The sequence below is a fragment of the Croceibacterium segetis genome (genome assembly GCF_011320115.1).
Classification (GTDB): domain Bacteria; phylum Pseudomonadota; class Alphaproteobacteria; order Sphingomonadales; family Sphingomonadaceae; genus Croceibacterium_B; species Croceibacterium_B segetis.
In genome coordinates this window covers 31,331-55,187 of record NZ_JAANOZ010000005.1, presented here as the reverse complement: position 1 = coordinate 55,187, position 23,857 = coordinate 31,331, and the positions used below count along the sequence as shown (strand labels likewise).

The following is a 23,857-nucleotide window of genomic DNA, read 5'->3' as shown; positions in this document are numbered from 1 at the left end:
TGCGCTGTAACAACATGACGGGAACACAGCGAATCTGGCTGGTGGTCAATGACGCCAGCGGAAGCAATGACGAACAAGCAATCGCGAATCTCGAGCGAAGCTGCACCGACGCCGGCTTCGCGCTCGAGCGGATCATCCGTTTCCCCGAACAACCGTTGCCGACCGGCGAGGGGCTCGACCGCGCCGGAATGAGGATCATTGCGGTGTTCGCGGGAGACGGCACGGTCAACGCGCTCGTCAACACGCTGTCCGGCTGGAGCGGCAAGATCCTCGTGCTGCCCGGCGGCACCATGAACCTGCTCTATCATCGGCTCCACGGGGACAGGGACGCGGGGGATGTCGTCCGGATCGTCGCAGCCGGCGATGCGAGGCCGACGCGCCCGGGCGTGATCGCCTGCCGCGCAGGAACCGCGCTGGCCGACGTGCTCGCAGGGCCAGGCACACGCTGGTACGATGTGCGTGAGGCGATGCGCGAGGCCGATGTGCTCGCGGTCGCCGGTAGCGCCGCACAGGCGCTCGGCGAGACGCTCGCTAAGCCGGGCATCGCTTGTCGCGAGCCCGCGCTGGGCCGCGCGGAAGGTTATCCGCTGGTCATGCTCACTCCTACCGATGAGGGCCTGCGCGTTTGCGGCTTCTACGCCGAGACCCCACGCGAATTCCTCGAAGGGAGCTGGGCCTTGTTAAGGCGCCGCTTTCGCGAAGGACCGCACGACGAGCTCGGCCTGGTCGATCGAATTACCTTGGTGAGCACGGTGGAAGAGCCGTTCGGCGTGCTGATCGACGGCGAAAAGGCCGAATCCCCCGGTCAAGCGGAATTCCGGCTGGTCCCGTGCGGCGTCGACCTGCTAGCGACGCGCTCCGATGGCCGATAAGACGCTCCTGTTCCACATCTCCGACATCCACTTCGGACTCGAGGACGATCAGTCGCTCGACTGGGTAGTGCAGGAGATCGCCGAGAAGCGCCCGGCCGCCGTCGCCATCACCGGCGACCTGACGATGCGTGCACGGCACCGCGAGTTCGCCGCCGCGTGCCATTGGATCCGTTCGCTTGACGTGCCGGTGACGGTCGAGGTCGGCAACCACGACTTGCCCTATTTCAACCTGATCGAGCGGTTCGCGACACCCTACAAGCGCTTCCACAGTATCAAGCGCGTGGTCGAATGCCCGATCAACTTGCCCGGCCTGGCGATCGTGCCGCTCAAGACCGTGCGTCGGTGGCAACCGCGCTGGCCGTGGTCGCACGGCTGGGTGACCGGCCGCGCGCTCGAGCAGACGCTGGGCATGATCGACCGGCTGCCCAAGGGTACGGGTGTGCTCGTCGCGTGCCACCACCCGTTGGTTGAGGCCGGCACCCACGGCAAGGCGTGGACCAAGGGCGGCGACCATGCGCTCGCCGAGCTGGCCAGGCGCGGCGTCCTGGCAACGCTCAGCGGCCACGTCCACGACGCCTTCGACATCGTCAGCCAGACCGCCCATGGGCCGGTGCGGATGATCGGCGCCGGCACCCTGTCGCAGCGCATCCGCTCGACCCCGCAAAGCTTCAACGAGATCACCTGGGACGGCGAGGCGCTCGAAGTCCGCGTGCGCAGCATCGCCGACCTACCGACCGAGAAGATGCAGGTTCCCGAAGTGCCCGAAGACGCTATGCCCCCACGCAAACCCGACGAGCCGGTCGCGCCGGTCCACACGGTGCCGAGGGTCGATCCGCCGGTGCATTGAGGGAAGCGGATACCCTTGGTCAGGCCCTACGGTGCCTTGGCGAAGGCGGCCTGCACAAATGCGACGATCTCCCAACCTGAGCCACCCGGCTCGGCCAGAAAATGGGTTCGCCGCACTTCGTCGCGCGGCTCGGGCAACGTCACGAAGACCGCCGTCGACCCTGCGTTCACCAGCGCCTCGGTAATCGAGCGCGATTCCTCCAGCCCTGCCCTATCGCGCGCGTCAGCCAACAGGAGAAAGCCCGGAGCATTGGGCAGCTCGAGATGGCTGGCCGCCGAAAGCGTCGCGGTCGCCACCTCGTCGCGGCCGTAGTAACGTTGGTATCTCGAGCGGAGGAAGGAGCTTTCCTTCATTCGACGGACGACGTCGAAGTCTTCCCCGCCGATCGAGATCACGCCGCGCACGGCATCGAAGGGCACGCCCGCGCGGGCGAGCAAGGCTGGATCGGCACCGAGCAGCACTGCCATGCTGCCGCCATTGCCGGTGCCGTAAAGCATCATTCGGGTGCGGTCGATTCCGAGCCCTTCGGCGTCGCCGTAGAGATAGCTCATCGCGGCGAGGTAGTTGTCTATCGTCTTGCTCGCGGCGGGGACGGTCTCCCGGTCCGGCACTACGGCAAGCGCGATCCCCCCTTCATTGAAGCGATATCGGGCCCATTCGTCCATCGCGTTTGAGAAGGCGACCACCAGCGGGGCTGGCGCCCCGGCCCTTGCGGGGTAGAACTGAATCGTTTGCCACCCCTTGTCTCCGTATCTGAGCGGCTTGGGATAAGCGATGGGTGCCTTCAGGCCGAGATCAGGTGCTCGCGCATGCCCCGGTTGGAATTCGAACGGCATATTGCTCTGCGCAAATGCTGATGCCGGCCCTATGGCTAGCAGGAGAACCGCGATGAAGAGCGGGCTTCGCACGATCGGCTCTCTTAGGAGTCGCCCGCCCAAAAGCAAAGGGCGGCCCCGCGGGACCGCCCTTCGAATGTTCGGTCGAGGAACCTTTAGCGCTTCGAGAACTGGAAGCTGCGGCGGGCCTTGGCGCGGCCGTACTTCTTGCGCTCGACCACGCGCGGGTCGCGGGTGAGGAAGCCCGCGGCCTTGACCGCGCTGCGCAGCTCGGGCTCGAACTTGGCGAGCGCCTGGCTGATGCCGTGGCGGACCGCGCCGGCCTGGCCGGACAGGCCGCCGCCCTTGACGGTGGCGACGATGTCGTACTGGCCGGCGCGCTCGGCGACGTCGAACACCTGGTTGATCACCAGGCGCAGCGTCGGCCGCGCGAAGTAGACTTCCTGGTCGCGGCCGTTGACGACGATCTTGCCGGTGCCGGGCTTGAGCCAGACGCGGGCGACCGCGTCCTTGCGGCGGCCGGTAGCGTAGGCGCGGCCTTGCGCATCGACTTCCTTCTCGCGAAGCACGGCGGCGGGGCCGGTGCGCACGGGGGGAGCCGCCGGGGCTTCCTCGCCCTCGACCGCAGGTGCGGCAGCCGCAGGCGCGCCGGCCGCGAGGTTCTTCAGATCGGCGAGATCGGAGACGGTGTTCTGTTCGTCAGCCATTACTTGGCAACCTTGTTCTTGCGGTTCATCGAAGCGACGTCGAGCGGCTGCGGCTGGGTGCCGCCGTGCGGGTGCTCGGTGCCGGCGTAAAGGTGCAGCGCGCGCATCTGGTCGCGTCCGAGGGGCCCGCGCGGGATCATCCGCTCGACCGCCTTCTCGAGCACGCGCTCGGGGAAGCGGCCGTCGAGCACCTTGGCGGCGGTGACATCCTTGATGCCGCCGGCATAGCCGGTGTGCTTGTAATAGTGCTTGTCCTGCAGCTTCTTGCCAGTGAAGCGCACCTTGTCGGCGTTGATCACGACGACATGGTCGCCGCAATCGACGTGCGGGGTGAAGCTCGGCTTGTGCTTGCCGCGCAGGAGGTTGGCGACGATCACCGCGAGGCGGCCGACCACCAGGCCGTCGGCATCGATGAGATGCCAGTTCTTCTCGACCTCGGCCGGCTTGATCGACCGGGTCTGTTTGCTGAGCGCCTTCATGGCTCTTGTACCTTCATGCTGAAATACAGGCGCGGCGGCGATTCGGACCGGCCGGCGCGGAGCGGCGCATTTGTCCGGCAAGGGCGCACAAGTCAAGGCTTTCCGCGGGTTTCCGGAGAGGTAAAATAATACCTCAGGTCAGCGAGGAGCCAACGACCAGTCCTCGCGGGTCAGCCGGCGGTCCTCCGCGATCGAGGTGACGATCTCGCGCCGGGCCTCGCGCATCAGCCCGGTGGCGGGGTCGGTCACCGCGGAAAAGCTGACCTCGATCATGCCCGCGCCGCCGCCGGGCAGCGCCACCTCGCGCTCGGCGCGGACCGCATCATGGCGGGGGGCGAACAAGTCGCCGGGAAACTGCGAGCTCATCTTGGTGCCGGCTTCGTGCACCGCGTGGACGAAGGCTTCGAGCTCCTTGCGCTCGTCGGCCGCGATCGCGGCCTTGCCGATGCGCTGGCGGACGAGCGCGAGCGCCTGGTCGAGTTCCCTGGCGGGACGGGAAGCGGGCCCGCCGAGGATCAACCCGGCCCGGTCGAGCGCGAGGGGGAACAGCCCCGTTTCGACCCGCTGGCGCTCGAGCGCGGCGAGCGCGGCGATCCGCGCCGGCGCGTCGACGGTCGCAGCGACTTGCTCGCCGGTGACCGTCCAGCCGGCCGGCGCCGCGGAGAAGCGGACCGCGAAGGTGCGGGCGACGACCAGGCTCTTGCCGTCGGGCAGCCCTCTCTCGAGCCGGCGCGTGAAGGTCATCGGCCCCGGCGGCGGCGCGAAAGTCCTGCCGCCCGCGGCAGCGGCCGCGCCGACGCGCGAGGCGAAAACCGGCGCCAGCGCGGCGGCCATGGCCCAGCGGAGCATGGCGCGGCGATCGGCCCCCGGCGCCATCAGACGAGCTCCCCGAGCCAGGCAGCAGTGGATGGAGGCACGGCATCGGCGCGCCAGCCGGCGATCGCCGGCGTCTCGTAGGGATGGATAGCCGCCAGCCGGGCGACCGCCCGGTCGAGCAGGCCGGCCTCGGTCTTGAACAAGGCCCCGCACTCCTTCGCCTCGCCCCGCTCGCCTTGCCAGACGTAGAGCGAGCGCACGCCGGGGAAGATGTTGGCGCAGGCGATCAGGCCTTCGTCGAGCAATTGCGAAGCGGCCTTGGCGGCGGCCTCCTCGCTCTCGAACGGCGACCAGATCAGTGCCGCGCTCATGCCTGCCTGCCCAGTTCGTGCGCGCCCCAGGCGGTCGCCACGACGACAAGCGCACCGACCAGCTGGTGGAGCGCGGCGAGCCAGATCGGCACCCCGGCCATGACCACCGCGATGCCGAGAACGATCTGCGTGCCGAACGCGCTGTGGATCGCAACCGAAGCCGGCCGCGCGGTCTTGCGCACCTTGCGCGCGAGCCAGACCAGCGCGGCGACGGTGACCCAGGCCCACCAGCGGTGGATGAAATGGACGATGGCCGGGTCGGCGAACAGCGCGTGGCTCAGGCTTTCATCGCGCTGCGTCGGACCGGGCCAGAGCGCGCCGTTCATCAGCGGCCACTGGTCGGTCACCAGCCCTGCGCGCAGGCCCGCCATCAGCGCGCCGTAGAGGAGCTGGATCCCCAGCACCAGGCCGGTAGCCGCGCCCAGGCCGGTCAGCCGTGCAGCCCGCGCCGACGGGCTGTTCGCGAGTGCCAGGAGGTCGAGCGCTACCCAGACGATGGCTGCCAGCGTGAACAGCGCGGTCAGCAAGTGCGTGGCCAGCCAGCCGGGCGCGACCTCGATCATCCCCGGCTGCAGGCCCGAGCGGACCATGAGCCAGCCGAACACCCCTTGCAGCCCGCCGAGCGCGAGCAGCAGGACGAGCTTCAGGTGAAAGCCCGCGGGAATCTGCCGCCGCACCCAGAACCACACCAACGGCACGAAGAACACGAGCCCGATCAACCGCCCGAGCAGGCGATGCGAGTACTCCCAGAAAAAGATACCCTTGAACTCGGCCAGGGTCATGCCGGCGTGAACCGCGGCATACTGGTCGATCTGCCGATAATGGTCGAACTCAGCCTGCCACTGGGCGTGGCTGAGCGGCGGGATCGTGCCGGTGACCGGCTGCCAGCGGGTGATCGACAGGCCGGATTCGGTCAGCCGGGTGATACCCCCGACCACCACCATCGCGACGATCAGCGCGGCGACGACGAACAGCCAGCGAGCGATGGCGCGCGGGCGCACGTGCGCTCGTTCACTGGCCTGCCCCGAAGCCTCGTCCCCTGCCGTCGCGACCATGCGGCAAGCTCTGCGCGCGCACGCGGCGAATCGCAAGTCTCGTGCGATGAGCGCCAATTTGCACTCTGCAAAAATCCGCAAGACTGCCCTTGCGTCACGATACACCGTCACATACATGAGCGCCCATGGCTTTCACCCTCCCGTGGATTCGCGACCGGCTCGACCGGATGGGCATGGTGCTCTCGTGCCTCTGCGCGGTGCATTGCGTGGCCACTCTGGTGGTCGTCGCGGCGCTCGGCGTCGGCGGCTCGTTCCTGCTCAACCCTGCGATACACCGAGTCGGCCTTGCGGTGGCGATGGTTGTTGCCGGCGTTGCGATCGGCCTCGGCGCGCTGCGCCATGGCAAGCGGGCACCGTTCGTCACGGCGATGATGGGCCTTTCGTTCATGGGCGGCGGGTTGGCGGTGCCGCACGGGGTCGAGGAAGCCGTATTGACGATCATCGGCGTCAGCCTCGTCGCGATCGGCCATGTGCTCAACGTGCGCGGGTTGCGCCACACGTAAAGCGCGCTATCGCGGGTCCCGCATGACCGCGTCGCTTACTCTCACCGTCAACGGCGAACCGCGCCGTAGCTCGGCCGCCACCATCGCCGCGCTCGTCCGAGAACTCGAACTCAAGCCGGAAAAAGTTGCGGTCGAGCGCAACGGCACGATCGTCCCGCGTTCGACCCTCGCCGAAGCGCGGCTCGCCGATGGCGACGTGCTCGAGATCGTCACCTTCGTCGGCGGCGGCGATCATTCCGCGAAAGTCGACGAGGATACCTGGTCCGTCGCCGGGCACACCTTCCGCTCGCGGCTGATCGTCGGCACCGGCAAGTACAAGGACTTCGCCGAGAACGCCGCCGCGGTCGAGGCGAGCGGAGCGGAGATAGTCACCGTGGCGGTGCGCCGGGTCAATATCTCGGACCCCAGCCAGCCGGTGCTGATGGACTTCATCGATCCCAAGCGGATCGTCTACCTGCCCAACACTGCCGGCTGCTTCACCGCCGACGAGGCGATCCGCACGCTGCGCCTGGCGCGCGAGGCGGGCGGCTGGGAACTGGTCAAGCTCGAGGTGCTCGGCGAAGCGCGCACGCTCTATCCCGACATGCGCGAGACGCTCAAGGCGACCGAGGTGCTCGCCGGCGAGGGCTTCAAGCCGATGGTCTACTGCGTCGACGATCCGATCGGCGCGAAGCAGCTCGAGGATGCCGGCGCGGTGGCGATCATGCCCTTGGGCGCACCGATCGGCAGCGGGCTGGGCATCCAGAATCGGGTAACGATCCGCCTGATCGTCGAGGGCGCGAAAGTGCCCGTGCTGGTCGACGCCGGCGTCGGCACCGCCAGCGACGCAGCCGTGGCGATGGAATTGGGCTGCGACGGCGTTCTCATGAACACCGCGATCGCCGAAGCCAAAGACCCGATCCGCATGGCCCGGGCGATGAAGCTGGCGGTCGAGGCCGGCCGCGAAGCCTATCGCGCCGGGCGCATGGGCACGCGCAAGTACGCCGATCCGTCGAGCCCGTTGGCGGGACTGATCTAGCAGTCCTCAGAGGCGCGGCCCCGCGCGGGAGCCGCGCCTCGAGTCGGGCTCAGGACCGCTTGGCGTCGTACTTCAGCGTTGAGCCGTCGCGCTTGTTCTCGCTGACGACATGCAGCGTGTCGCCGTCGACCGTGTACGTGCGTACGTTGAGCACCTTGCCGTCGCGCTTGGCGGTCACCTCGTAGGTGTTGTCGCCGGTCTTCTTGGCCGAGACCACGGTCTTGCCGACGTCGCCGGTTATCGGCGCGTCAGTGCCGTCCAGGCTGGCGTCGAAGCTCTGTCCGACCGGGCTGGTCATGTGCAACGTGTTGTTGTCGACCTTGAAGGTCTCGGTCAGGCCTTCGTCGGACACGCTGTTGTACCTGTCCATCTTCCACGATCCGGAAATCGCGTGAGCCCCGGCGGGCGCATCGGCGACGCGCGTTTCGGTGTAGCTGCCGGTCACCGTCTTGTCCGGGGCGGACTTGTCGGTGAACGTGTCGGTCAGCGTCTTGCCGTCGGCGGACACCGACATCTTGTCGCTGCCCATGTCCTTGCCGCCCTTGGTGCTGCTGATGGTGACGGTGTGATCGTCGTCCACCTTGACCGTGATTTCGTCGGCGTACGGCCGTCCGGTCACGGCATGGGACGATCCGTCGGCCGCCACCGCCAGCGGCGGCGTGCAGGTGGGGCAGGAGTACTTGCCGTCCTTGAGCAGCAGCTCGTCCGGCTTGGCGTCGATCTGCACCGTGGCGAGATCGGCCTTCCAGGTGCCGTCGATGCCGGTGCTCGCCGCGGCGGATGCGTTGTCGCCGGCGGCTGCCGGCTGCTGGTTGCAGGCTGCCAGTGAAAGAAACGAGGCGGCGCCCAGCGCCGCCAAGACGATTTTCTTCATGGAACTCCCCCGATTTTGGCGACTCGGGTCAGCGCCCGCCGTGGGCACTGCAATCCCCGTCGACTGGGTGAAAAGGTACGCCCTTTCGGAGATATTAGGCAAACGGTTACTGTTGGCGCCGCCGCCCGGCCCGGCATCGCGTTACGCAACGTTTTTTCAGGTCATTTACCTGACGCTAACCAAAGCCGGTGACATTCGCCCCGAACCACACGGGGGGCACGTTCATGGCCAAGGCCGGGACCGCATCGCTGACCATTGCCGAGCTGCGCGAGTTCGCCAGCTTTTCGGAAAGCGAGCAGCTATTCATCGAGCGCGGCCTCGACATCGGGCTCGGCCGTGGCGACGCGTTCAAGACATGGGGAACGAAGGGCAAGGACGCCGCGATTCGCGTCCAGTATCTCGGCTACCGCGAAGTGAAGGCGCTGCGCGATGAGATCCCCTGCGAGACTTCGATCGACGGGCTCGATGCCTTCATGGGGCCGCTGCTGCGGGTGACCGCGCAGGATCTCGCGCTCGAACAGATCGAGAGCTTTTCGGCCTACCGCTTCCTCTACGAACGGCTGTTCGGAGCGCGCGTGCGGCCGTGGCTGCCGGCGGCCTTCTGCGCCGCCGCGGCGCTGCCGCAAATCCGCCCGGCGCGGCGCAAGGTGCTGCTGCAATCGCTCAGTGAAGCCGCCGCCACCGCACCCGGCTGGTCCGAGCGCGAGCCGTGCTTCTATCCCGAGAAGGTCGAGGCCGAGGCGGCCTAAGCGGGATGAGCGATCAAGCGGGCCTGAAGCGCCATGATCTGGCGTCAGCCGAGATCGACGGCTGGCGCGGCCGGTGCCTCGATATTTTTGCCCGCGGCGAACGAGCAGTCAGTCTCGCTCTTGAAGCAGCGAGAGCAAAAGATGGCACCCTCAAGATCAAACACCTGGCTGGCCAACGCATGTCAGACCTGGCCGAGATCGTGAGTGCCGAAAAGGCAACTCTCAAGCAAACTCGGGCAATCCAAACGGCCCTCGAATCTTGGGCGCAAGTCGAAGGCCGCCGCGCCTACTTTGCTCATGGGGTGGTTACGGTGCTCCTCAACGAGCAAGGAATTTGGCATGTGCAACTCGACTTCGCGGCCTATCGGAGTAGTCGCGTCGAAGATCATCGCTGGAATTTGAGCCGATCCGAAGCTGATGCCTTCGAGGCGCAGCTTATCGAAGCGTTCGCAGAGCTTTCCCGCGAACTCGGTCAGCTGAAGAAGCGCCTCTCCGCTTAATCCTTGTACAGCGCCGCCAGCCGATCCCCGTAGCGCTCCCGAATCGGGCCGCGGCGGATCTTCAGGCTCGGGGTCATCATCGCATTGTCGATGCTGAACGGTTCATCGGCGAAGGTGAACTGGCGGATCTTCTCGGTCACCGAGAGGTCGGCGTTGACCCGGTCGATCGCCGCGCGGATCGTGGCGCGGTAGGCCGGGAGCCCTTGCAGCGCGGTCAAGTCGAACTTCTCGCCGTTGGCCTGGGCCCACTCGCACGCCCATTCGGCGTCGGGCACGATCAGCGCGACCATGTACGGCCGCTTGTCGCCGCTGACCATCGCCTGGGCGATCTCCGGCTGCAGCGTGAGCATGCCTTCGAGCTTCTGCGGGGCGATGTTGTCGCCCTTGTCGTTGACGATGATGTCCTTCTTGCGGTCGGTGATCTTGATCCGTCCGCGCTCGTCGAGATGGCCGATGTCGCCGGTGTGCAGCCAGCCCTCGATGATCGTCTTCGCGGTCTCCTCCTCGTTGCGCCAGTAGCCGAGCATTACCAGCTCGCCGCGCACGAGAATCTCGCCGTCGTCGGCGATCCGCACCTCGACTCCGCGCAGCGGCGGTCCGACGGTGTCGAGCTTGATCCCCGACGAGGGGTAATTGACGCTTACGATCGGCGCGCTCTCGGTCTGGCCGTAGCCTTGCGCCATGACCAGGCCCATCGACTGGAAGAACGCCCCGATCTCGGGATTGAGTGGGGCGCCGCCGGAGATGAGCGCCTTGATATGGCCGCCGAAGCGGCGGCGGATCTTCGGGCGCAGGGTGACGTCGAGCAGCCGTTCAATCGGCCAGTCGGACAGCCGCCGGGGCAGCCCGGCCCCCTGCCGTTCGGCCAGGTCCAGCGCCCGGTCGAGCAGGAAGTTCGCCAGCTTGCCCTGCTTCTCGACCTGCTTGACGATCCGCCCGCGCAGCATCTCGAACAGCCGCGGCACGACGATCATGAAGGTCGGGCGGCATTCCTCGAGATTGGCGGCGAGCTTGTCGAGACCCTCGGCGTACCAGATGTCCGCACCCAGCCCGATCGGCAGGTAGAGACCGGCGGTGTGCTCGAGCGCGTGGGACAGTGGCAAGAAGCTAAGGAAACGTTCGTCGGTCCAGCCGAAGTCCGCGGCAAGCACTTCGGCGGCCCCGGCGACGTTGCGCAGGATCGCGCCGTGGGAGAGCAGCACGCCGCGCGGGGCGCCGCTGGTGCCGCTGGTGTAGATGATGCACGCCGGGTCGTGGCGGGCGATGCTCGCGATGCGCGCGTCGACCGCCTGGCGCGCGGCAGTTGCGTCGCCGTGAAGTAAGTCGGCCCAGCTATGGGTCTGGAAGTTGCCCTGGCTCTGGCGCACCGGTTCGATGCCGATCACGTGCTCGACCATGCCGGTGAGGACCACTGCGGGCATCAGGGTCCGCGCCAGCTTGCGGTCGGAGACGACCACCGCCTTGGCGCCCGAGTTCTCGAGCACGTGCGCGTGGTCGCGCTCGGTGTTGGTGATGTAGGCGGGCGTGGTGATGCACCCGGCGGCCATGATCGCGAGGTCGGCCAGCGCCCATTCGGGGCGGTTTTCCGAGACCAGCACCACCCGGTCACCGTCCTCGAGGCCAAGCCGGCGGAGCGATTCGGCGAGCAGGCAGACTTGCTCGGCCGCCTCGCGCCAGCTGATCGAGCGCCATCCTCCCTCGAGCTTCGCCGTCAGGAAAGGCTTGTCGTCAAGCTCGTCCGCGCGCTTGAGAAACAGTTCGACCAGGTTTTGCGAAGCATCGAAATCGGCAATCTGCACAGGCCAGCGCTCTCCATCCCCGCAGGAGGATTAAGGCGCTGTTCGGCTTGCGGCAAGCTACTCGCGCGCAACCGCGCCTTCGCTCCTCGGATCGGCCGCGCCGACCCAGCCGGCGGCGGTGTGCACCGCGGCGTTGGTCTTGAGTGGCAGCCCGCGTGCCGAGACCTGACCGTGACCGAGCGCCTTGAGCTGCGGGATCATCGCTTCGAGGTAAGTGCCCTGCTCGACCGCCAGCGCGTCGCCCGGCGCGAACAGCACCGGCAGCGCCACCGCCTGGTCGACCGGCAGCCCGAAATCGATCACCCCGATCAGCGCGCGCGCCACCTGCACCGGGATCGTCGCGCCGCCAGCGGCGCCGACCGTCATGAACAAGTGCCCGCCACGATCGTAGACCAGCGTCGGCGCCATCGAGCTGCGCGGCCGCTTGCCTCCCTGCACGCGGTTGGCGACCGGGCGGCCGTCCGGGCCGGCGGGGGCAAAGCTGAAGTCGGTCAGCTCGTTGTTGAGGAAATAGCCGCCGACCATGATCCCCGAGCCGAACGACCCCTCGATCGTCGAGGTGTAGCTGACCGCGTTGCCCCAGTCGTCGACGGCGACGAAATGCGAGGTGCCGTGCTCCTCCGGCTCGTCGCCGTCGGGCGGGGCGAGGGCGATTCCCTGCGGCGTGCCGGCGGCGACCGCCGGCATCGTGCTGTCGGGCGAGATCAGCATGCCGCGCGCGGCGAGATAGGCGGGGTCGGTCAGGCCCTTCATCGGCACGGAGACGAAATCGGTGTCGCCGAGATAGCGCTCGCGGTCGGCGTAGGCGAGCCGCTGCGATTCGGCGAACAGGTGCCAGAAGGTCGGCGACTTCGGGCCCAGAGCGTGGAGGTCGAAGCGCTCCAATTGCTTGAGGATCGCATAGACCGTCGCCGCGCCCGACGAGGGCGGGCCCATGCCGCAGATGCGGTAGGTGCGGTACTCGCCGCACACCTCCGGCCGGACCTTGGCCTGATAGGCGGCAATATCTTCAGGCGTCATCGCTCCGCCGCGAGGCGTCTCGGCGGCGACCTCGCGGGCGATCGCCTTGGCGTTATCGCCGGCATAGAACCACACCGTGCCATGTGAAGCGACTTGCGACAGCGTGTCGGCCAGGGCGGGGTTCCTGAGCACGGTGCCCGCCGGGAGCGGCTGGCCGTCGGCGCCGTAGAACAGCGCCAGGCCTTCCGGCTGGTGCCCGGCGCGGTTCTTCGCATTGACGAGGAACTCGCGTCCGCGCTCGGATAGCACCCAGCCGCCGCGGGCGAGCTTGATTGCCGGCTCGAAGAGGGTGGCCCACGGCAGCTTGCCGAAGCGCTCATGCGCCTCTTCGGCGAGGCGCAGATTGCCCGGCACGCCGACGCTGCGGCCGGAGATCACCGCGGTCATGAACGGCAGCGGCTTGCCGCTGTCGTCGAGGAACCACTGCGGATCGGCGCCCGAAGGGGCGGTCTCGCGTCCGTCGAAAGTGACGACCTGGCCCTTGGCATCGCCGCGCAGCATGAACCCGCCGCCGCCGATCCCCGAGCTTTGCGGCTCGACCACATTGAGCGCGAGCATCGTCGCGATTGCCGCGTCGGTGGCACTGCCGCCCTGGCGGAGCATCTCGGCCCCGGCCTCGGCCGCGCGCGGGTCGGCGGCGGACACCAGGCCCTGGTGGAGTGCGGGCGCGGCTTGCCGGGCCTGGACGGTGGTGCAGCCCTGCAGCAGGAGCAGCGGCGCGGCGAGAAACGTCAGTTTACGGAGCGACATGCGCGCCCTGCTATTCGCTGCCGACCGCTTCCGCAACCGAGGCGAAGCCGTCGCGGCGCATCAATTGTTCGAGCCCGCGCACAATCCGCCGGGCAATTCCCGGTCCCTCGTACACCATCGCGCTGTAGAGCTGGACCAGGCTGGCGCCGGCGCGAATTCGCTGCCACGCGTCCTCGGCAGTGGCGATTCCGCCGACGCCGACCAGCGGCAGCGCACCGCCGGTCGCCTTGCGGAAATCGCGCAGCCGTTGAAGCGCGAGCGGCCTCAGCGGCTCGCCCGAAAGGCCGCCCGCCTCGCCCGCATGGCGCGACTCGAGCGGCGGACGCGAGATGGTGGTGTTCGAGACGATCAGAGCGCCGAGCTTCTTGTCGCGCGCGATGCGGGCGATGGCGTCGATGTCGGCCGGTTCGAGATCGGGCGCGACCTTGAGAAACACCGGCGGGCCTTTCGCGCCGCGTGCGTCAAGGACCGCATCGAGCAACGCGGTCAGCGCGCCTTCGTCCTGCAGCGCGCGCAGGCCGGGAGTGTTAGGGCTGGAGATATTGACCGCGAGGTAGCTCGCCAACGGGGCCATGATCCGCGTCATCGTGACGTAATCGGCAATGCGGTCGGGCGAATCCTTGTTGGCGCCGAGGTTGATGCCAACGATTCCCCGGCGCTTGCGGGCCGCCAGCCGCGTGGCTGCTGCCTGGGCGCCATGGTTGTTGAATCCCATTCGGTTGATCACCGCGCGGTCCTCGGCGAGCCGGAACAGGCGCGGCCGGGGATTGCCAGCTTGCGGCAGCGGGGTGATCGAGCCGACCTCGGCGAAACCGAAGCCGAGAGCGAGCAGCGCATCGGGGACTTCGCCGTCCTTGTCGAACCCGGCGGCCATGCCCAGCGGGTTGGGAAAGAGGAGCCCGGCGACCTCGACCGCCAGCGGGCCCGGCTTCGGCGGCTCGCCCGCTCCGCGCCATTTCAGCGCCGCCAGCGCCAGCCCATGCGCCCGCTCGGCGTCGAGCATGAACAGGGCGGGGCGGAGCAGCCGGTAGAGCATCGGCGCGGCGTATGGCAGTGGAGCGCGCGACTGTCGATTGCCCGGCCTTGCTTGAGAACGACTCGCAAGAGTCGTTTTTCATTGAAACCTAATTCGCTCTTCCTAGGTGGAATTGGAACGAATCGCTCCAATTAGGGAACCGAGGCGAAAATGCGCCTGTCGAGCATGGCCGATTATGCCGTCGTCACGATGAGCGCCGCCGCGCGCCATTGCGGCGGCGCGCGCGTTTCGGCGGGCGAATTGGCCGAGGAAACCGGGCTGCCGCTGCCGACCGTGCACAAGGTCGTCGCCCTGCTCGGCAAGGCCGGGCTGCTGCGGAGCTTGCGCGGTGCCGGCGGCGGCTTGCAGCTCGCGCGCCCGGCGGCGGCGATCACGCTGGCCGATATCGTCGAGGCGGTCGAGGGCCCGATCGCGCTCACCTCTTGCGTCGAGCACGGCAGGCACGACTGCGCGCTCGAAGGCACATGCTGCGTCCAGCCGCACTGGGGCGTGGTCAACCAGGCCATGCGCGGCGCGCTGGCGGGCATTCCGCTGACCGACCTCGCCCGCCCGAAGGTGAACGCATGAGCGACGACGTCGAAATCCAGGCCAAAGAAGGACAAGATTGGGCCGCGCGCGAAGCCGCCGCCAGGGCCGCCGACTACGAGCACGGCTGGTCGGCGGACATCGAGACCGAGTTCGCGCCCAAGGGCCTGTCCGAAGACACCGTCCGCTTTATCAGCGCGAAGAAGAACGAGCCCGAATGGATGCTCGACTGGCGCTTGAAGGCGTTCCGCCACTGGCTGACGATGGAAGAGCCGAACTGGGCGAAGATCGGCTACCCGGCGATCGATTACCAGGACGCGTTCTACTACGCCGCGCCCAAGGCCAAGCCCAAGCTCGCCAGCCTCGACGAGGTCGATCCCGACATTCTCGCCGTCTACAAGAAGCTCGGCATTCCGCTCGAGGAGCAGAAGGTCCTCGCCGGGGTCGAAGGCGCGCGCAAGGTCGCGGTCGACGCGGTGTTCGATTCGGTCTCGGTCGCCACGACCTTCCGCGAGGAGCTCAAGCGCGCTGGCGTGATCTTCCTCTCGATCAGCGAGGCGATCCGCGAATATCCCGAGCTGGTGAAGAAGTGGCTCGGCCGCGTCGTGCCGCAGCACGACAACTTCTTCGCCGCGCTCAACAGCGCGGTCTTTTCCGACGGCACCTTCGTCTACATCCCCGAAGGCGTGCGCTGCCCGATGGAGCTGAGCACCTATTTCCGCATCAACGCCGAGAACACCGGGCAGTTCGAACGCACGCTGATCATCGCGGAAAAAGGAAGCTACGTCAGCTATCTCGAAGGCTGCACCGCGCCGATGCGCGACGAGAACCAGCTCCACGCCGCAGTGGTCGAACTGGTCGCGCTGGAAGACGCCGAGATCAAGTATTCGACCGTGCAGAACTGGTACCCGGGGAACGCCGAGGGCGTCGGGGGCATCTACAACTTCGTCACCAAGCGCGGGCTGTGCCAGGGCGCGCGCAGCAAGATCAGCTGGACCCAGGTCGAGACCGGCAGCGCGGTGACCTGGAAGTATCCCTCGTGCGTGCTCAATGGCGAGGATTCGGTCGGCGAGTTCTACTCGGTCGCCGTGACCAACAATTACCAGCAGGCCGACACCGGCACCAAGATGATCCATAACGGCAAGGGCAGCCGCAGCACGATCATCTCCAAGGGCATCAGCGCCGGCAAGTCGAACAACACCTACCGCGGGCTGGTCCGCGTCGCCGCCAATGCCGACGGAGTGCGCAACTTCACCCAGTGCGATTCGTTGCTGCTCGGCGACAAGTGCGGCGCGCATACCGTGCCCTACATCGAGGTCAGGAATCCGACCGCGCAGATCGAGCACGAGGCGACCACCAGCAAGATCAGCGACGACCAGCTGTTCTACGCGATGCAGCGCGGGCTCGGGCAGGAGGAAGCGGTGGCGCTGATCGTCAACGGTTTCGCCCGCGAAGTGCTCAAGCAATTGCCGATGGAGTTCGCGGTCGAAGCGCAGAAGCTGCTGGGGATTTCGCTTGAGGGATCGGTCGGATGAAGATGCCTCGCTGGTTCTTGGCTGCAATGCTCATTTGGGTCGCGGTTGGCATTCCGGCTTTCCTCGTTGGCCAAGGTTATCGTGGAGATTTCAGCCTCTTTCCCGATTCTCCGCCCTTCTTGGTCGCAACGAACATTGTGGATCAGACAGTTGGAACCCTGTTGTGGTTGGTCGCTCTTCCAATTGTCTACATGCCGATCTTTGCCGTCCCGGGTCTCCTAATTTGGCGCTGGCGGCAGTCGAGGAATCGAAATGCTCAAGATTGAAAACCTCCGTGCCGCCGTCGGGACGCCGACCGCGTGACAACCGCGCGCAAGAAACTCTCGCTCGGCAACGTGACCGACCGCGCCGAGGACCGCGAGGTCGGCGGCGACAGGACGCGCGCGTGGACCGTTTCGCCCGCGCGCGCCGAGCAGCTCAAACAGCGCGCGCGCGACATGCGGCGCAATCCAACCGAGGCGCAAAAAGCGCTGTGGGAGCGGCTCAAGGACAAGCGCTGCGGCTTCACCTTCAACCGCGAGGTGGTGATGGGCAGCGCGATCGTCGATTTCGCCTGCAAGACCCGATGGCTGGTGGTCGAGACCGGCGGCGACAGCGAGTCCGAAATCACCCTCGCCGCGCTCAGCGACCGCAAGCTCACCGACGTCGGCGTGCGCGTGCTCCGCTTCGCCAACGATGCCGTGCTGGCCGACACCGACGCGGTCGTGAAGGCGATCAAGGACGAGCTGCAGAAGCCGTTCGAGAAACCGAAAATTGGGACAGCGAATGCTTGAGATCGACAACCTCCACGCCACCGTCGGCGGCACCGAAATCCTGCGCGGCCTCAGTCTCGAAGTGAACGCGGGCGAGGTCCATGCGATCATGGGCCCCAACGGCGCGGGCAAGTCGACGCTCGCCTATGTGCTCGGCGGGCGGCCGGGGTACGAGGTGACCGCGGGCTCGGTGAGCTTCAACGGTCAAGACCTGCTTGCCCTCGCCCCGCAGGAGCGAGCGGCCGCGGGGCTGTTCCTCGGCTTCCAGTACCCGGTCGAGATCCCCGGCGTGTCGAACGTGCAGTTCCTGCGCGAGGCGCTCAACGCGCAGCGCAAGGCGCGCGGGGAAGAGCCGCTGTCGGGCGGCGAGTTCCTCAAGCTGGCGCGCGAGAAAGCCGGGCTGCTCAAGCTCGACATGGAGATGATGAAGCGGGCGGTGAACGTCGGCTTCTCGGGCGGCGAGAAGAAGCGCGCCGAGATGGTCCAGATGGGCATCCTCGACCCCGCGTTCGCGGTGCTCGACGAGACCGATTCGGGCCTCGACATCGACGCGCTGCGGGTAGTCGGCGAGGGCATCAACGCGATCATGCGCAAGCCCGACAAGGGCGTGCTGCTGATCACCCACTACCAGCGGCTGCTCGACTACGTGCGGCCCGATTTCGTCCACGTGCTCGCCAGGGGGCGGATCGTCAAGAGCGGCGGCGCCGAGCTGGCGCACCAGCTCGAAAGCGAAGGCTACGAGGCGGTGGCGGCGTGAACGCGATTACCCTTCCCACCAAGCGCGACGAGGAATGGCGCTACGCCGATTTCGCGGCGCTGGAGACGCTGGCGCCCGAAGCGTTCGGCGAGTGGAAGGCCATCGAGCTGGCCGCCGGCGAGACGCGGCGCAAGTGCCTGGTGCTCGACGGCTCCGGGCCGGAGCTGCACCGCGTGCGCCTGACCGTCGGCGAAGGCGCGCGGGCCGAGCTGTTCGCGGTCAACGCCGGGGCCGATTACACGCGGCTCGAAGTCGTGGTGCGGCTCGCCGAAAACGCGCATTTCGAATTCGGCGGGGTGACCATCGGCGGCGGCGAGGCCACCCGCGAGTTCGTCACTCGCGTCGAGCATGCCGAGCCGGAGGCGACGAGCCACCAGGTCGTCCGCAGCGTTCATTGGGGCCAGGCGACGGGTAACTTCCTCGGCCGGATCGAGGTCGCGCGCGATGCGCAGAAGACCGATGCGGCGCAGGACTTCAAGGGCCTAATCCTCGAGCGCGGGGCGAGCACCAACGCCAAGCCCGAGCTCGAAATCTACGCCGACGACGTCAAATGCGCCCACGGCGCGGCGATCGGGCAGATGGACGAAACCGCGCGCTTCTACATGGCCGCGCGGGGGATTCCGCCCGAAGTGGCGCGCAAGCTGCTGGTCCGCGCGTTCGTCGCCGACGCCTTTACGGCGCTGGCGGACGAGGGCGAGCAGGAACGGATGCTCGACGCGGCGCTCAAGGTCCTGGGAGAGGCGCTGTGAGCACCGTCGCCGCCATGAGCCGCAAAGCGGACTTCCCCGGCCTCGTGACGTCGTCGGGCAAGCCGTGGCACTATCTCGATAGCGCGGCGACGGCGCAGAAACCGCAAGCGGTGATCGATGCCGTCACCAAGGCGCTCGGGGTCGATTACGCCACCGTCCACCGCGGCGTGTACACCCGTTCGGCCGAGATGACGCTCGGCTACGAGGCGGCGCGGCGGCGGGTCGCGCAACTCATCGGCGGGCGCGAGGACGAGGTGGTGTTCACCCGGGGCGCGACCGAGGCGATCAACCTTGTTGCCTACAGCTACCCGAACAAGGGCCGCGTCCTGCTCTCGACGCTCGAGCACCATTCGAACATCGTGCCGTGGCAGCTCGCCGGCTGGCAGATCGACGTCTGCCCGCTGACGCCGGACGGCAAGATCGATCTCGACGCCGCCGAGCGGATGCTGACGCCAGAGCACACGATGGTCGCCTTCGCGCATGTCTCGAACGTGCTCGGCTCGGTGCTCGACGCCAAGCGCGCGGCGGAGCTCGCGCATTCGGTCGGTGCGAAGCTGCTGCTCGACGGCTGCCAGGCGGTCCCGCGCATGGCGGTGGACGTCGCTGCGCTCGATTGCGATTTCTACGCCTTCTCCGGCCACAAGCTCTACGGCCCGACCGGCATCGGCGCGCTGTGGGCGCGGGGCGAAATTCTCGACGCGATGCCGCCGTGGCAGGGCGGCGGGTCGATGATCGACCGTGTGACCTTCGAGAAGACCACTTACGCCCCGCCACCGCAGCGCTTCGAAGCCGGCACGCCGGCGATCGTCGAGGCGATCGGGCTCGGCGCGGCTTGCGACTACGTCGCGGCGATCGGGCTTGACGCCATCCATGCGCACGAGGCGCGGCTGGTTGCCGCCACCCGCGAGGCCTTGCGCGGGATGAACGACGTCACCCTGTTCGGGCCCGAGGATGCGGCAGGGATCGTCAGCTTCGCCATTCGCGGGGTTCACCCGCACGATCTCGGCACCATATTGGACGAGGAAGACGTGGCGATCCGCGCCGGGCACCACTGCGCGCAGCCGCTGATGGAGCACCTCGGCGTTGACGCCACCGCGCGCGCCAGCTTCGGGCTCTACAGCGACGAGGACGACATTGCCGCGCTGCTGCGCGGAATCGAACGGACCAAGAGGATTTTCGGATGAACGAGGAAGCCGACAAGCGCTTCGACGTCGAGGAAGTGGACGGCGTCACTCCGCCGCCCCGGGCGCGCGTGGACGATGCAGTCGAGGAAAGCGCGGGCGACAAGCTCGAGCGCAAGAAGGATTACCTCGAGGGCTTCCTCGCGCAGCAGCCCGCCGTCGCCGCTCCGGGGGAGCCCGGCGGCGACCTCTACGAGCGGGTGGTCGACGCGCTCAAGGAAATCTACGACCCGGAAATCCCGGTCAACATCTACGACCTTGGGCTGATCTACGGCGTCGACGTCACCGACGAGGGCGACGTCGCGATCACGATGACGCTGACGACGCCGCATTGCCCGGTCGCCGAATCGATGCCCGGCGAGGTCGAGCTGCGCGCCAGCACCGTGCCCGGCGTGCGCGATGCCGAGGTCAATCTGGTGTGGGACCCGCCGTGGGGCCCGAACCTGATGAGCGATGAAGCGCGGCTCGAGTTGGGCATGCTTTGAGCACGATGGCGTCCCAACTGGCGGTCGACCTGGTTGACTACACCGACCCGCGCGATGCGGCCGACCTCGTCATGCTGCTCGACGCCTATGCGCGCGACCCGATGGGCGGCGGCGCTCCGCTCTGCCGGGATACCCGCGAGGCGGTCGTGCCGGGTCTCGCCGCGACACCCGGCGCATTCTCGATGATCGCCCGCCTGAACGGCGAGCCCGTCGGCCTTGCCAACTGCTTCACGGGCTTTTCCACGTTCGCTGCGGAACCGCTGGTCAACGTCCACGACATGAGCGTGCTGGCCGGGCATCGCGGCCGCGGGGTCGGCCGTGCCCTGATGAAAGCCGTGGAACGGGAAGCGCGCCGGCGCGGCGCCTGCAAGATCACGCTCGAAGTGCTCAGCGGCAACGATCGCGCCAAGGCGCTCTACCTTGCGCTCGGCTATGGCGACTACCAACTTGATCCCGCAGCCGGGCACGCGCTGTATTGGCAAAAGAAGCTTGCATGACCGAAACCACACTCCGCCAGCGCCCCGCCGCCGTTTCGCTGACCCCCGCCGCCGAGGCGCGCGTGGCCGCGCTGATGGCCCAGGCGCCTGCCGATGCGATCGGGGTCAAGCTGTCGACCCCGCGCCGCGGCTGCTCCGGGCTCGCCTACTCGGTCGACTACGTCAGCGAGGAGGCGCCGTTCGACGAAAAGATCGTCACCCCCGGGGGCACCTTCTACATCGACGGAGCTAGCGTGCTCTACCTGGTCGGCTCGACGATGGACTGGCGCGAGGACGACTTCGCCGCCGGCTTCGTGTTCGAGAACCCGAACGCCAAGGGCGCCTGCGGATGCGGCGAGAGCTTTACGGTATGAGAGACGGCCTTTCCTCGCGCCGCTTGCACGATCTCGGGCGCCGGATCGAAAGCCACGTGAATCGCGCGAACCGGCGCAAACCGCCCGAAGCGGAACTTGCCGCGCCGGTCGGGCCACCGCGCGGGCCGCTCCCGCTCGAAGGTGGAGCCGAAGCCCCGCTCGACTGATTACTTGCCGCCGGTTTCCTCGGCGATAAAGGCGAGCAGTGCCCGGTCGTATTCGTCGACCTCGCCGTTCGCGTGGACCTGGGCATCGAGCCAGGCGCATTCCTCCCCGGTGACATCCTGCGCCTCGGCGACTTGCTGCTCGCGTCCCGGCGCGACGGCCTTGTGGCCGAAGACCATGCCGAACCCGTTCGGCGCGCCGCGGGCCATTCGCGCCATGAAGCGGCCGATGCTCGAACTCGAGTCGGCCATGAAGGCTTCGAGCTCGGCCGCGCGGTCCCGGCTGAGCTGGGCGTCGGGCGAGGCGTAGCCCATCAGGTAGTTGCCGACGCCCTGGACGAACAGGCGCTTCCACTCGGGCGCGTTCGGAGCGCCGAGCGTCGCGTCCTTGATGCGAAACAGCATTTCCGCCTCGCGCCGGCTCACGGCTGCCGGCCGGTCGCCGCCGACGGCGAATATCGCCCGGCGCAGCGCGCGGCATTCGGCCTCGCTGACGCAGGCATCCGACAGCGAGCCGCCGTCGCGGGTAGGGCCCGTGCCGTTCATGACCGCCCGCTCGATCTGCTCGAGCGCGTAGGCCTTGAGCGAGTCGGGCACGTTCGCCGCCCGTTCGAGCAGCCGCAGCAGCACTTCGAGCTCGACCATGGAATCGACCTTGCCGTCGGCGCCGATCTTGCCGATCAGCCAGGCGGCCTGGGCATCGGTGACGTAGCCCTTCGGCTCCCACGCGTTGAGCACGTATTCGCCGATCGCCTCGACGAAGAAGTCGCACCACTCGGGGGAACGCTCGGCGAGCACGCCGTTGATCGCGAAGATCGCGTCGGCTTCGTCCGGCGTGATTCGCCCGTCGCCCCAGCCGTCACGGCGAAGCGCGAGGATTTCGTCTGGCGTGATGGCACCGTCGGCCGCCGCCTGGCGAGCGATATCGCTGAAGTGCATGGTCATGGCGCAAGAATTCCCCTGATCTCGCGCGCAGGGTACGCAAATACCCTTAAATGCGAGTTACCGTGCCGTTCTAGCGCCGCAACAGCGCCGCGATGCACGCGGCGCGGTCGACGTCGAGTCCGTCGCTCGCCCGCCGGGCATCGACATGGGTGGCGATCGGCTCGCTGCCGGGGCGCAGCGGATAGAGGTAGACGTCGAGCACGCACGGCTCGCCGGCGAACTGCAGCTTGCGCATGTCGCCTTCGCGGACTTCGAGGCGAGGCTTGCCGAACTCGCGAGTGAGCGCGGCAGCATCCTTGTCGATCACGCTCTCGAGCCCGGGCAAGCGCTGGATCTCGGGGGCGCGGAACACCGGCTTGGGCGGCGGCACCGGCTTGCTCGGCGGGACGGCGCTCGAGCGCGGCCGCTGCTGCGGCGCAGGGGACCGCTGCGGCTGAGCCGACGGCACCGCGGCGCAGGCCGCCAGCAAAGGCAGCGCGAGCAAAGCCGCGGTGCGCAGCCGTTGGCTTCGAGTAACCCTCACCATCCGGGTCCAGAAGTGCAAGCGCCGGGGCGCCAAGTCAATCGTCGCGCCACGGCTGCGCTTGGCCGCGCCACGTTCCGCCGCTAAGGCGCGGCTTCCCAAGTTGGACTGGAGTGAGAATGACCGAAGCCCGCTATGACGTGATCGCCATCGGCAACGCCATCGTCGACGTGATGGCCCCATGCGACGACGAGCTGATCGAGGAGCTCGGCCTCAACCATGGCGGAATGACCCTGGTCGATGCCGAGCGCGCGCAGGAGCTCTACGACGCGATGGGCCCGGCGCGCGAGATCTCGGGCGGCTCGGCGGCCAACACGCTCGCCGGCCTGGCTGCGCTCGGCGCGCAATGCGCTTTCATCGGCCAGGTCGCCGACGATCAGCTCGGCGAGGTCTTCGCGCACGACATTCGCGCCGCGGGGATCGATTTCGACACCCCCGCGCGGCCCGGCCATCCACCGACCGCGCGCTGCCTGATCTTCGTCACCCCCGACGCGCAGCGGACGATGAACACTTTCCTCGGCGCAAGCCAGTTTCTCCCGCCCGCCCGGCTCAATCCCGAGGCGGTCGCGGCGGCCAAGGTGCTCTACCTCGAAGGCTACCTGTGGGACCCCGAAGAGCCGCGCGCGGCGATGCGCCGGGCGATCGAGGCGGCGCGCGAAGCCGGGCGGCAGATCGCCTTCACCCTGAGCGAGGTGTTCGTGATCGACCGCCACGGCGACGATTTCCGCGCGCTGATCGAGGACGGGCTGATCGACATCCTCTTCGCAAACCATCACGAGCTGTTCGCGCTGACCGGTACCGACGACATCGAGGCGGGCATCGCCGCGCTTCATGGCAAGGTGCCCACGCTCGTGGTCACCCGCAGCGCTGAGGGGGCGATCGGCATCTCCGGCGGGACGCGCGCCGAAGTGGCCGCCGAGCCGATCGAGGAAGTGGTCGACACCACCGGCGCCGGCGACCTGTTCGCGGCCGGGTTCCTTTACGGCCATGTCAACGGCGAGCCGCTCGAGCGTTGTCTGCGAATGGGGGCGATCTGTGCCGCCGAAATCATCTCGCACTACGGCGCGCGCTCGGAGGCAGACCTGCGAGAGCTGGTCGCGCAGCGACTCGGGTAAGCTTTCCAACACCTTAGTTGGCGCTTTCTTAGGACTTCCGGCGT

The 23,857-nt window shown here is 67.9% G+C and carries 29 protein-coding genes; 17 read left to right on the top strand and 12 right to left on the bottom strand.

Translation table 11 applies throughout. From position 1 onward, the window contains the following. Positions 1-14: 14 nt before the first annotated feature. Both G7B69_RS07260 and G7B69_RS07255 read left to right on the top strand, forming a co-directional pair. Positions 15-872 (top strand): diacylglycerol/lipid kinase family protein, encoded by an 858-nt coding sequence (locus tag G7B69_RS07260; protein ID WP_166177690.1) that lies wholly within the window; start codon positions 15-17, stop codon positions 870-872. Beyond that, entirely contained in the window at positions 862-1,719 is an 858-nt protein-coding gene (locus G7B69_RS07255; RefSeq protein WP_166177688.1) for a metallophosphoesterase family protein, read from the top strand. The genes G7B69_RS07260 and G7B69_RS07255 overlap by 11 nt, the downstream gene beginning before the upstream one ends. 26 nt (positions 1,720-1,745) lie before the next feature. On the opposite strand, the gene G7B69_RS07250 is transcribed toward G7B69_RS07255, so the two are convergent. The 6 genes from G7B69_RS07250 to G7B69_RS07225 form a co-directional block, all read right to left on the bottom strand. Then, positions 1,746-2,627, bottom strand: a complete 882-nt coding sequence (locus G7B69_RS07250) for an alpha/beta hydrolase family protein (protein ID WP_166177686.1) — start codon at positions 2,625-2,627, stop codon at positions 1,746-1,748. 83 nt (positions 2,628-2,710) lie between these two features. Further along, positions 2,711-3,262, bottom strand: coding sequence for a 30S ribosomal protein S9 (gene rpsI / locus G7B69_RS07245; protein WP_166177684.1), 552 nt, complete (start codon positions 3,260-3,262; stop codon positions 2,711-2,713). Continuing rightward, positions 3,262-3,741 carry a 50S ribosomal protein L13 gene (rplM, locus tag G7B69_RS07240; protein ID WP_166177682.1) on the bottom strand — a complete coding sequence of 160 codons (480 nt, stop codon included), beginning with the start codon at positions 3,739-3,741 and terminating at the stop codon, positions 3,262-3,264. The genes rpsI and rplM overlap by 1 nt, the downstream gene beginning before the upstream one ends. Before the next feature lie 138 nt (positions 3,742-3,879). Next, positions 3,880-4,617 (bottom strand): hypothetical protein, encoded by a 738-nt coding sequence (locus tag G7B69_RS07235; RefSeq protein ID WP_166177680.1) that lies wholly within the window; start codon positions 4,615-4,617, stop codon positions 3,880-3,882. Then, on the bottom strand, positions 4,617-4,928 hold the full coding sequence (gene cutA, locus G7B69_RS07230; protein ID WP_166177678.1) for a divalent-cation tolerance protein CutA: 312 nt from the start codon (positions 4,926-4,928) through the stop codon (positions 4,617-4,619). Before cutA ends, G7B69_RS07235 begins: the two co-directional genes overlap by 1 nt. Continuing rightward, positions 4,925-5,983 carry a COX15/CtaA family protein gene (locus tag G7B69_RS07225; protein WP_166177676.1) on the bottom strand — a complete coding sequence of 353 codons (1,059 nt, stop codon included), beginning with the start codon at positions 5,981-5,983 and terminating at the stop codon, positions 4,925-4,927. Before G7B69_RS07225 ends, cutA begins: the two co-directional genes overlap by 4 nt. Positions 5,984-6,108: 125 nt before the next feature. Between G7B69_RS07225 and G7B69_RS07220 the strand changes: the two genes are divergently transcribed. Together G7B69_RS07220 and thiS are read left to right on the top strand one after the other, a co-directional pair. Beyond that, a complete protein-coding gene (locus G7B69_RS07220; RefSeq protein WP_166177674.1) occupies positions 6,109-6,486 on the top strand; it encodes a MerC domain-containing protein in 378 nt (125 codons plus the stop codon). 22 nt (positions 6,487-6,508) lie between these two features. Further along, entirely contained in the window at positions 6,509-7,504 is a 996-nt protein-coding gene (thiS, locus tag G7B69_RS07215) for a sulfur carrier protein ThiS (protein ID WP_166177672.1), read from the top strand. A 49-nt stretch (positions 7,505-7,553) separates the two neighbouring features. Here thiS and G7B69_RS07210 read toward each other — a convergent pair whose 3' ends face one another. Then, positions 7,554-8,378 carry a hypothetical protein gene (locus tag G7B69_RS07210; protein ID WP_207785973.1) on the bottom strand — a complete coding sequence of 275 codons (825 nt, stop codon included), beginning with the start codon at positions 8,376-8,378 and terminating at the stop codon, positions 7,554-7,556. Between the two features lie 224 nt (positions 8,379-8,602). Between G7B69_RS07210 and G7B69_RS07205 the strand changes: the two genes are divergently transcribed. Continuing rightward, a complete protein-coding gene (locus tag G7B69_RS07205; protein ID WP_166178086.1) occupies positions 8,603-9,127 on the top strand; it encodes a hypothetical protein in 525 nt (174 codons plus the stop codon). A 5-nt stretch (positions 9,128-9,132) separates the two neighbouring features. Next, on the top strand, positions 9,133-9,627 hold the full coding sequence (locus tag G7B69_RS07200; protein WP_166177670.1) for a hypothetical protein: 495 nt from the start codon (positions 9,133-9,135) through the stop codon (positions 9,625-9,627). Here the strand turns inward: G7B69_RS07200 and G7B69_RS07195 are convergent. Genes G7B69_RS07195 through G7B69_RS07185 form a run of 3 tightly spaced genes read right to left on the bottom strand, consistent with a single transcriptional unit; the run spans position 9,624 to position 14,232 of the window. Continuing rightward, on the bottom strand, positions 9,624-11,426 hold the full coding sequence (locus G7B69_RS07195; protein WP_166177668.1) for an AMP-dependent synthetase/ligase: 1,803 nt from the start codon (positions 11,424-11,426) through the stop codon (positions 9,624-9,626). The genes G7B69_RS07200 and G7B69_RS07195 overlap by 4 nt on opposite strands. A gap of 57 nt (positions 11,427-11,483) precedes the next feature. Then, the gene (gene ggt / locus G7B69_RS07190; protein WP_166177667.1) at positions 11,484-13,196 is read right to left on the bottom strand and encodes a gamma-glutamyltransferase; all 1,713 of its coding nucleotides are present in this window, start codon (positions 13,194-13,196) and stop codon (positions 11,484-11,486) included. 10 nt (positions 13,197-13,206) lie between these two features. Beyond that, the gene (locus tag G7B69_RS07185; protein ID WP_166177665.1) at positions 13,207-14,232 is read right to left on the bottom strand and encodes a quinone-dependent dihydroorotate dehydrogenase; all 1,026 of its coding nucleotides are present in this window, start codon (positions 14,230-14,232) and stop codon (positions 13,207-13,209) included. Positions 14,233-14,382: 150 nt separating this feature from the next. Between G7B69_RS07185 and G7B69_RS07180 the strand changes: the two genes are divergently transcribed. The 10 genes from G7B69_RS07180 to G7B69_RS07135 all read left to right on the top strand — a co-directional run bounded on the left by G7B69_RS07180 (position 14,383) and on the right by G7B69_RS07135 (position 21,233). After that, the gene (locus tag G7B69_RS07180) at positions 14,383-14,799 is read left to right on the top strand and encodes an SUF system Fe-S cluster assembly regulator (protein WP_166177663.1); all 417 of its coding nucleotides are present in this window, start codon (positions 14,383-14,385) and stop codon (positions 14,797-14,799) included. Further along, positions 14,796-16,292, top strand: a complete 1,497-nt coding sequence (sufB, locus tag G7B69_RS07175; RefSeq protein WP_166177661.1) for a Fe-S cluster assembly protein SufB — start codon at positions 14,796-14,798, stop codon at positions 16,290-16,292. Before G7B69_RS07180 ends, sufB begins: the two co-directional genes overlap by 4 nt. A 299-nt stretch (positions 16,293-16,591) precedes the next feature. Next, positions 16,592-17,065: a DUF559 domain-containing protein gene (locus G7B69_RS07170; RefSeq protein ID WP_166177659.1), complete on the top strand. Its 474-nt coding sequence runs from the start codon at positions 16,592-16,594 to the stop codon at positions 17,063-17,065. Continuing rightward, the gene (gene sufC, locus G7B69_RS07165) at positions 17,058-17,801 is read left to right on the top strand and encodes a Fe-S cluster assembly ATPase SufC (protein ID WP_166177657.1); all 744 of its coding nucleotides are present in this window, start codon (positions 17,058-17,060) and stop codon (positions 17,799-17,801) included. The genes G7B69_RS07170 and sufC overlap by 8 nt, the downstream gene beginning before the upstream one ends. Next, positions 17,798-18,550, top strand: coding sequence for a SufD family Fe-S cluster assembly protein (locus tag G7B69_RS07160; protein ID WP_166177655.1), 753 nt, complete (start codon positions 17,798-17,800; stop codon positions 18,548-18,550). The genes sufC and G7B69_RS07160 overlap by 4 nt, the downstream gene beginning before the upstream one ends. Before the next feature lie 14 nt (positions 18,551-18,564). Then, positions 18,565-19,734 (top strand): aminotransferase class V-fold PLP-dependent enzyme, encoded by a 1,170-nt coding sequence (locus G7B69_RS07155; protein WP_207785978.1) that lies wholly within the window; start codon positions 18,565-18,567, stop codon positions 19,732-19,734. Continuing rightward, positions 19,731-20,216: an SUF system Fe-S cluster assembly protein gene (locus tag G7B69_RS07150; protein WP_166177651.1), complete on the top strand. Its 486-nt coding sequence runs from the start codon at positions 19,731-19,733 to the stop codon at positions 20,214-20,216. The genes G7B69_RS07155 and G7B69_RS07150 overlap by 4 nt, the downstream gene beginning before the upstream one ends. A 5-nt stretch (positions 20,217-20,221) precedes the next feature. After that, positions 20,222-20,713 carry a GNAT family N-acetyltransferase gene (locus tag G7B69_RS07145; protein WP_166177649.1) on the top strand — a complete coding sequence of 164 codons (492 nt, stop codon included), beginning with the start codon at positions 20,222-20,224 and terminating at the stop codon, positions 20,711-20,713. Then, positions 20,710-21,066 carry a HesB/IscA family protein gene (locus tag G7B69_RS07140; protein ID WP_166177647.1) on the top strand — a complete coding sequence of 119 codons (357 nt, stop codon included), beginning with the start codon at positions 20,710-20,712 and terminating at the stop codon, positions 21,064-21,066. The genes G7B69_RS07145 and G7B69_RS07140 overlap by 4 nt, the downstream gene beginning before the upstream one ends. A 23-nt stretch (positions 21,067-21,089) precedes the next feature. After that, positions 21,090-21,233 carry a hypothetical protein gene (locus G7B69_RS07135; RefSeq protein ID WP_166177645.1) on the top strand — a complete coding sequence of 48 codons (144 nt, stop codon included), beginning with the start codon at positions 21,090-21,092 and terminating at the stop codon, positions 21,231-21,233. Here G7B69_RS07135 and G7B69_RS07130 read toward each other — a convergent pair whose 3' ends face one another. Together G7B69_RS07130 and G7B69_RS07125 are read right to left on the bottom strand one after the other, a co-directional pair. Then, positions 21,234-22,175, bottom strand: a complete 942-nt coding sequence (locus G7B69_RS07130) for a hypothetical protein (RefSeq protein WP_166177643.1) — start codon at positions 22,173-22,175, stop codon at positions 21,234-21,236. It abuts the gene before it with no gap. A gap of 70 nt (positions 22,176-22,245) precedes the next feature. After that, on the bottom strand, positions 22,246-22,701 hold the full coding sequence (locus tag G7B69_RS07125) for a hypothetical protein (RefSeq protein WP_166177641.1): 456 nt from the start codon (positions 22,699-22,701) through the stop codon (positions 22,246-22,248). A gap of 116 nt (positions 22,702-22,817) precedes the next feature. Here G7B69_RS07125 and G7B69_RS07120 point away from each other — a divergent pair, with 116 nt between their 5' ends. Beyond that, entirely contained in the window at positions 22,818-23,813 is a 996-nt protein-coding gene (locus G7B69_RS07120) for an adenosine kinase (RefSeq protein ID WP_166177639.1), read from the top strand. Positions 23,814-23,857 lie beyond the last annotated feature (44 nt).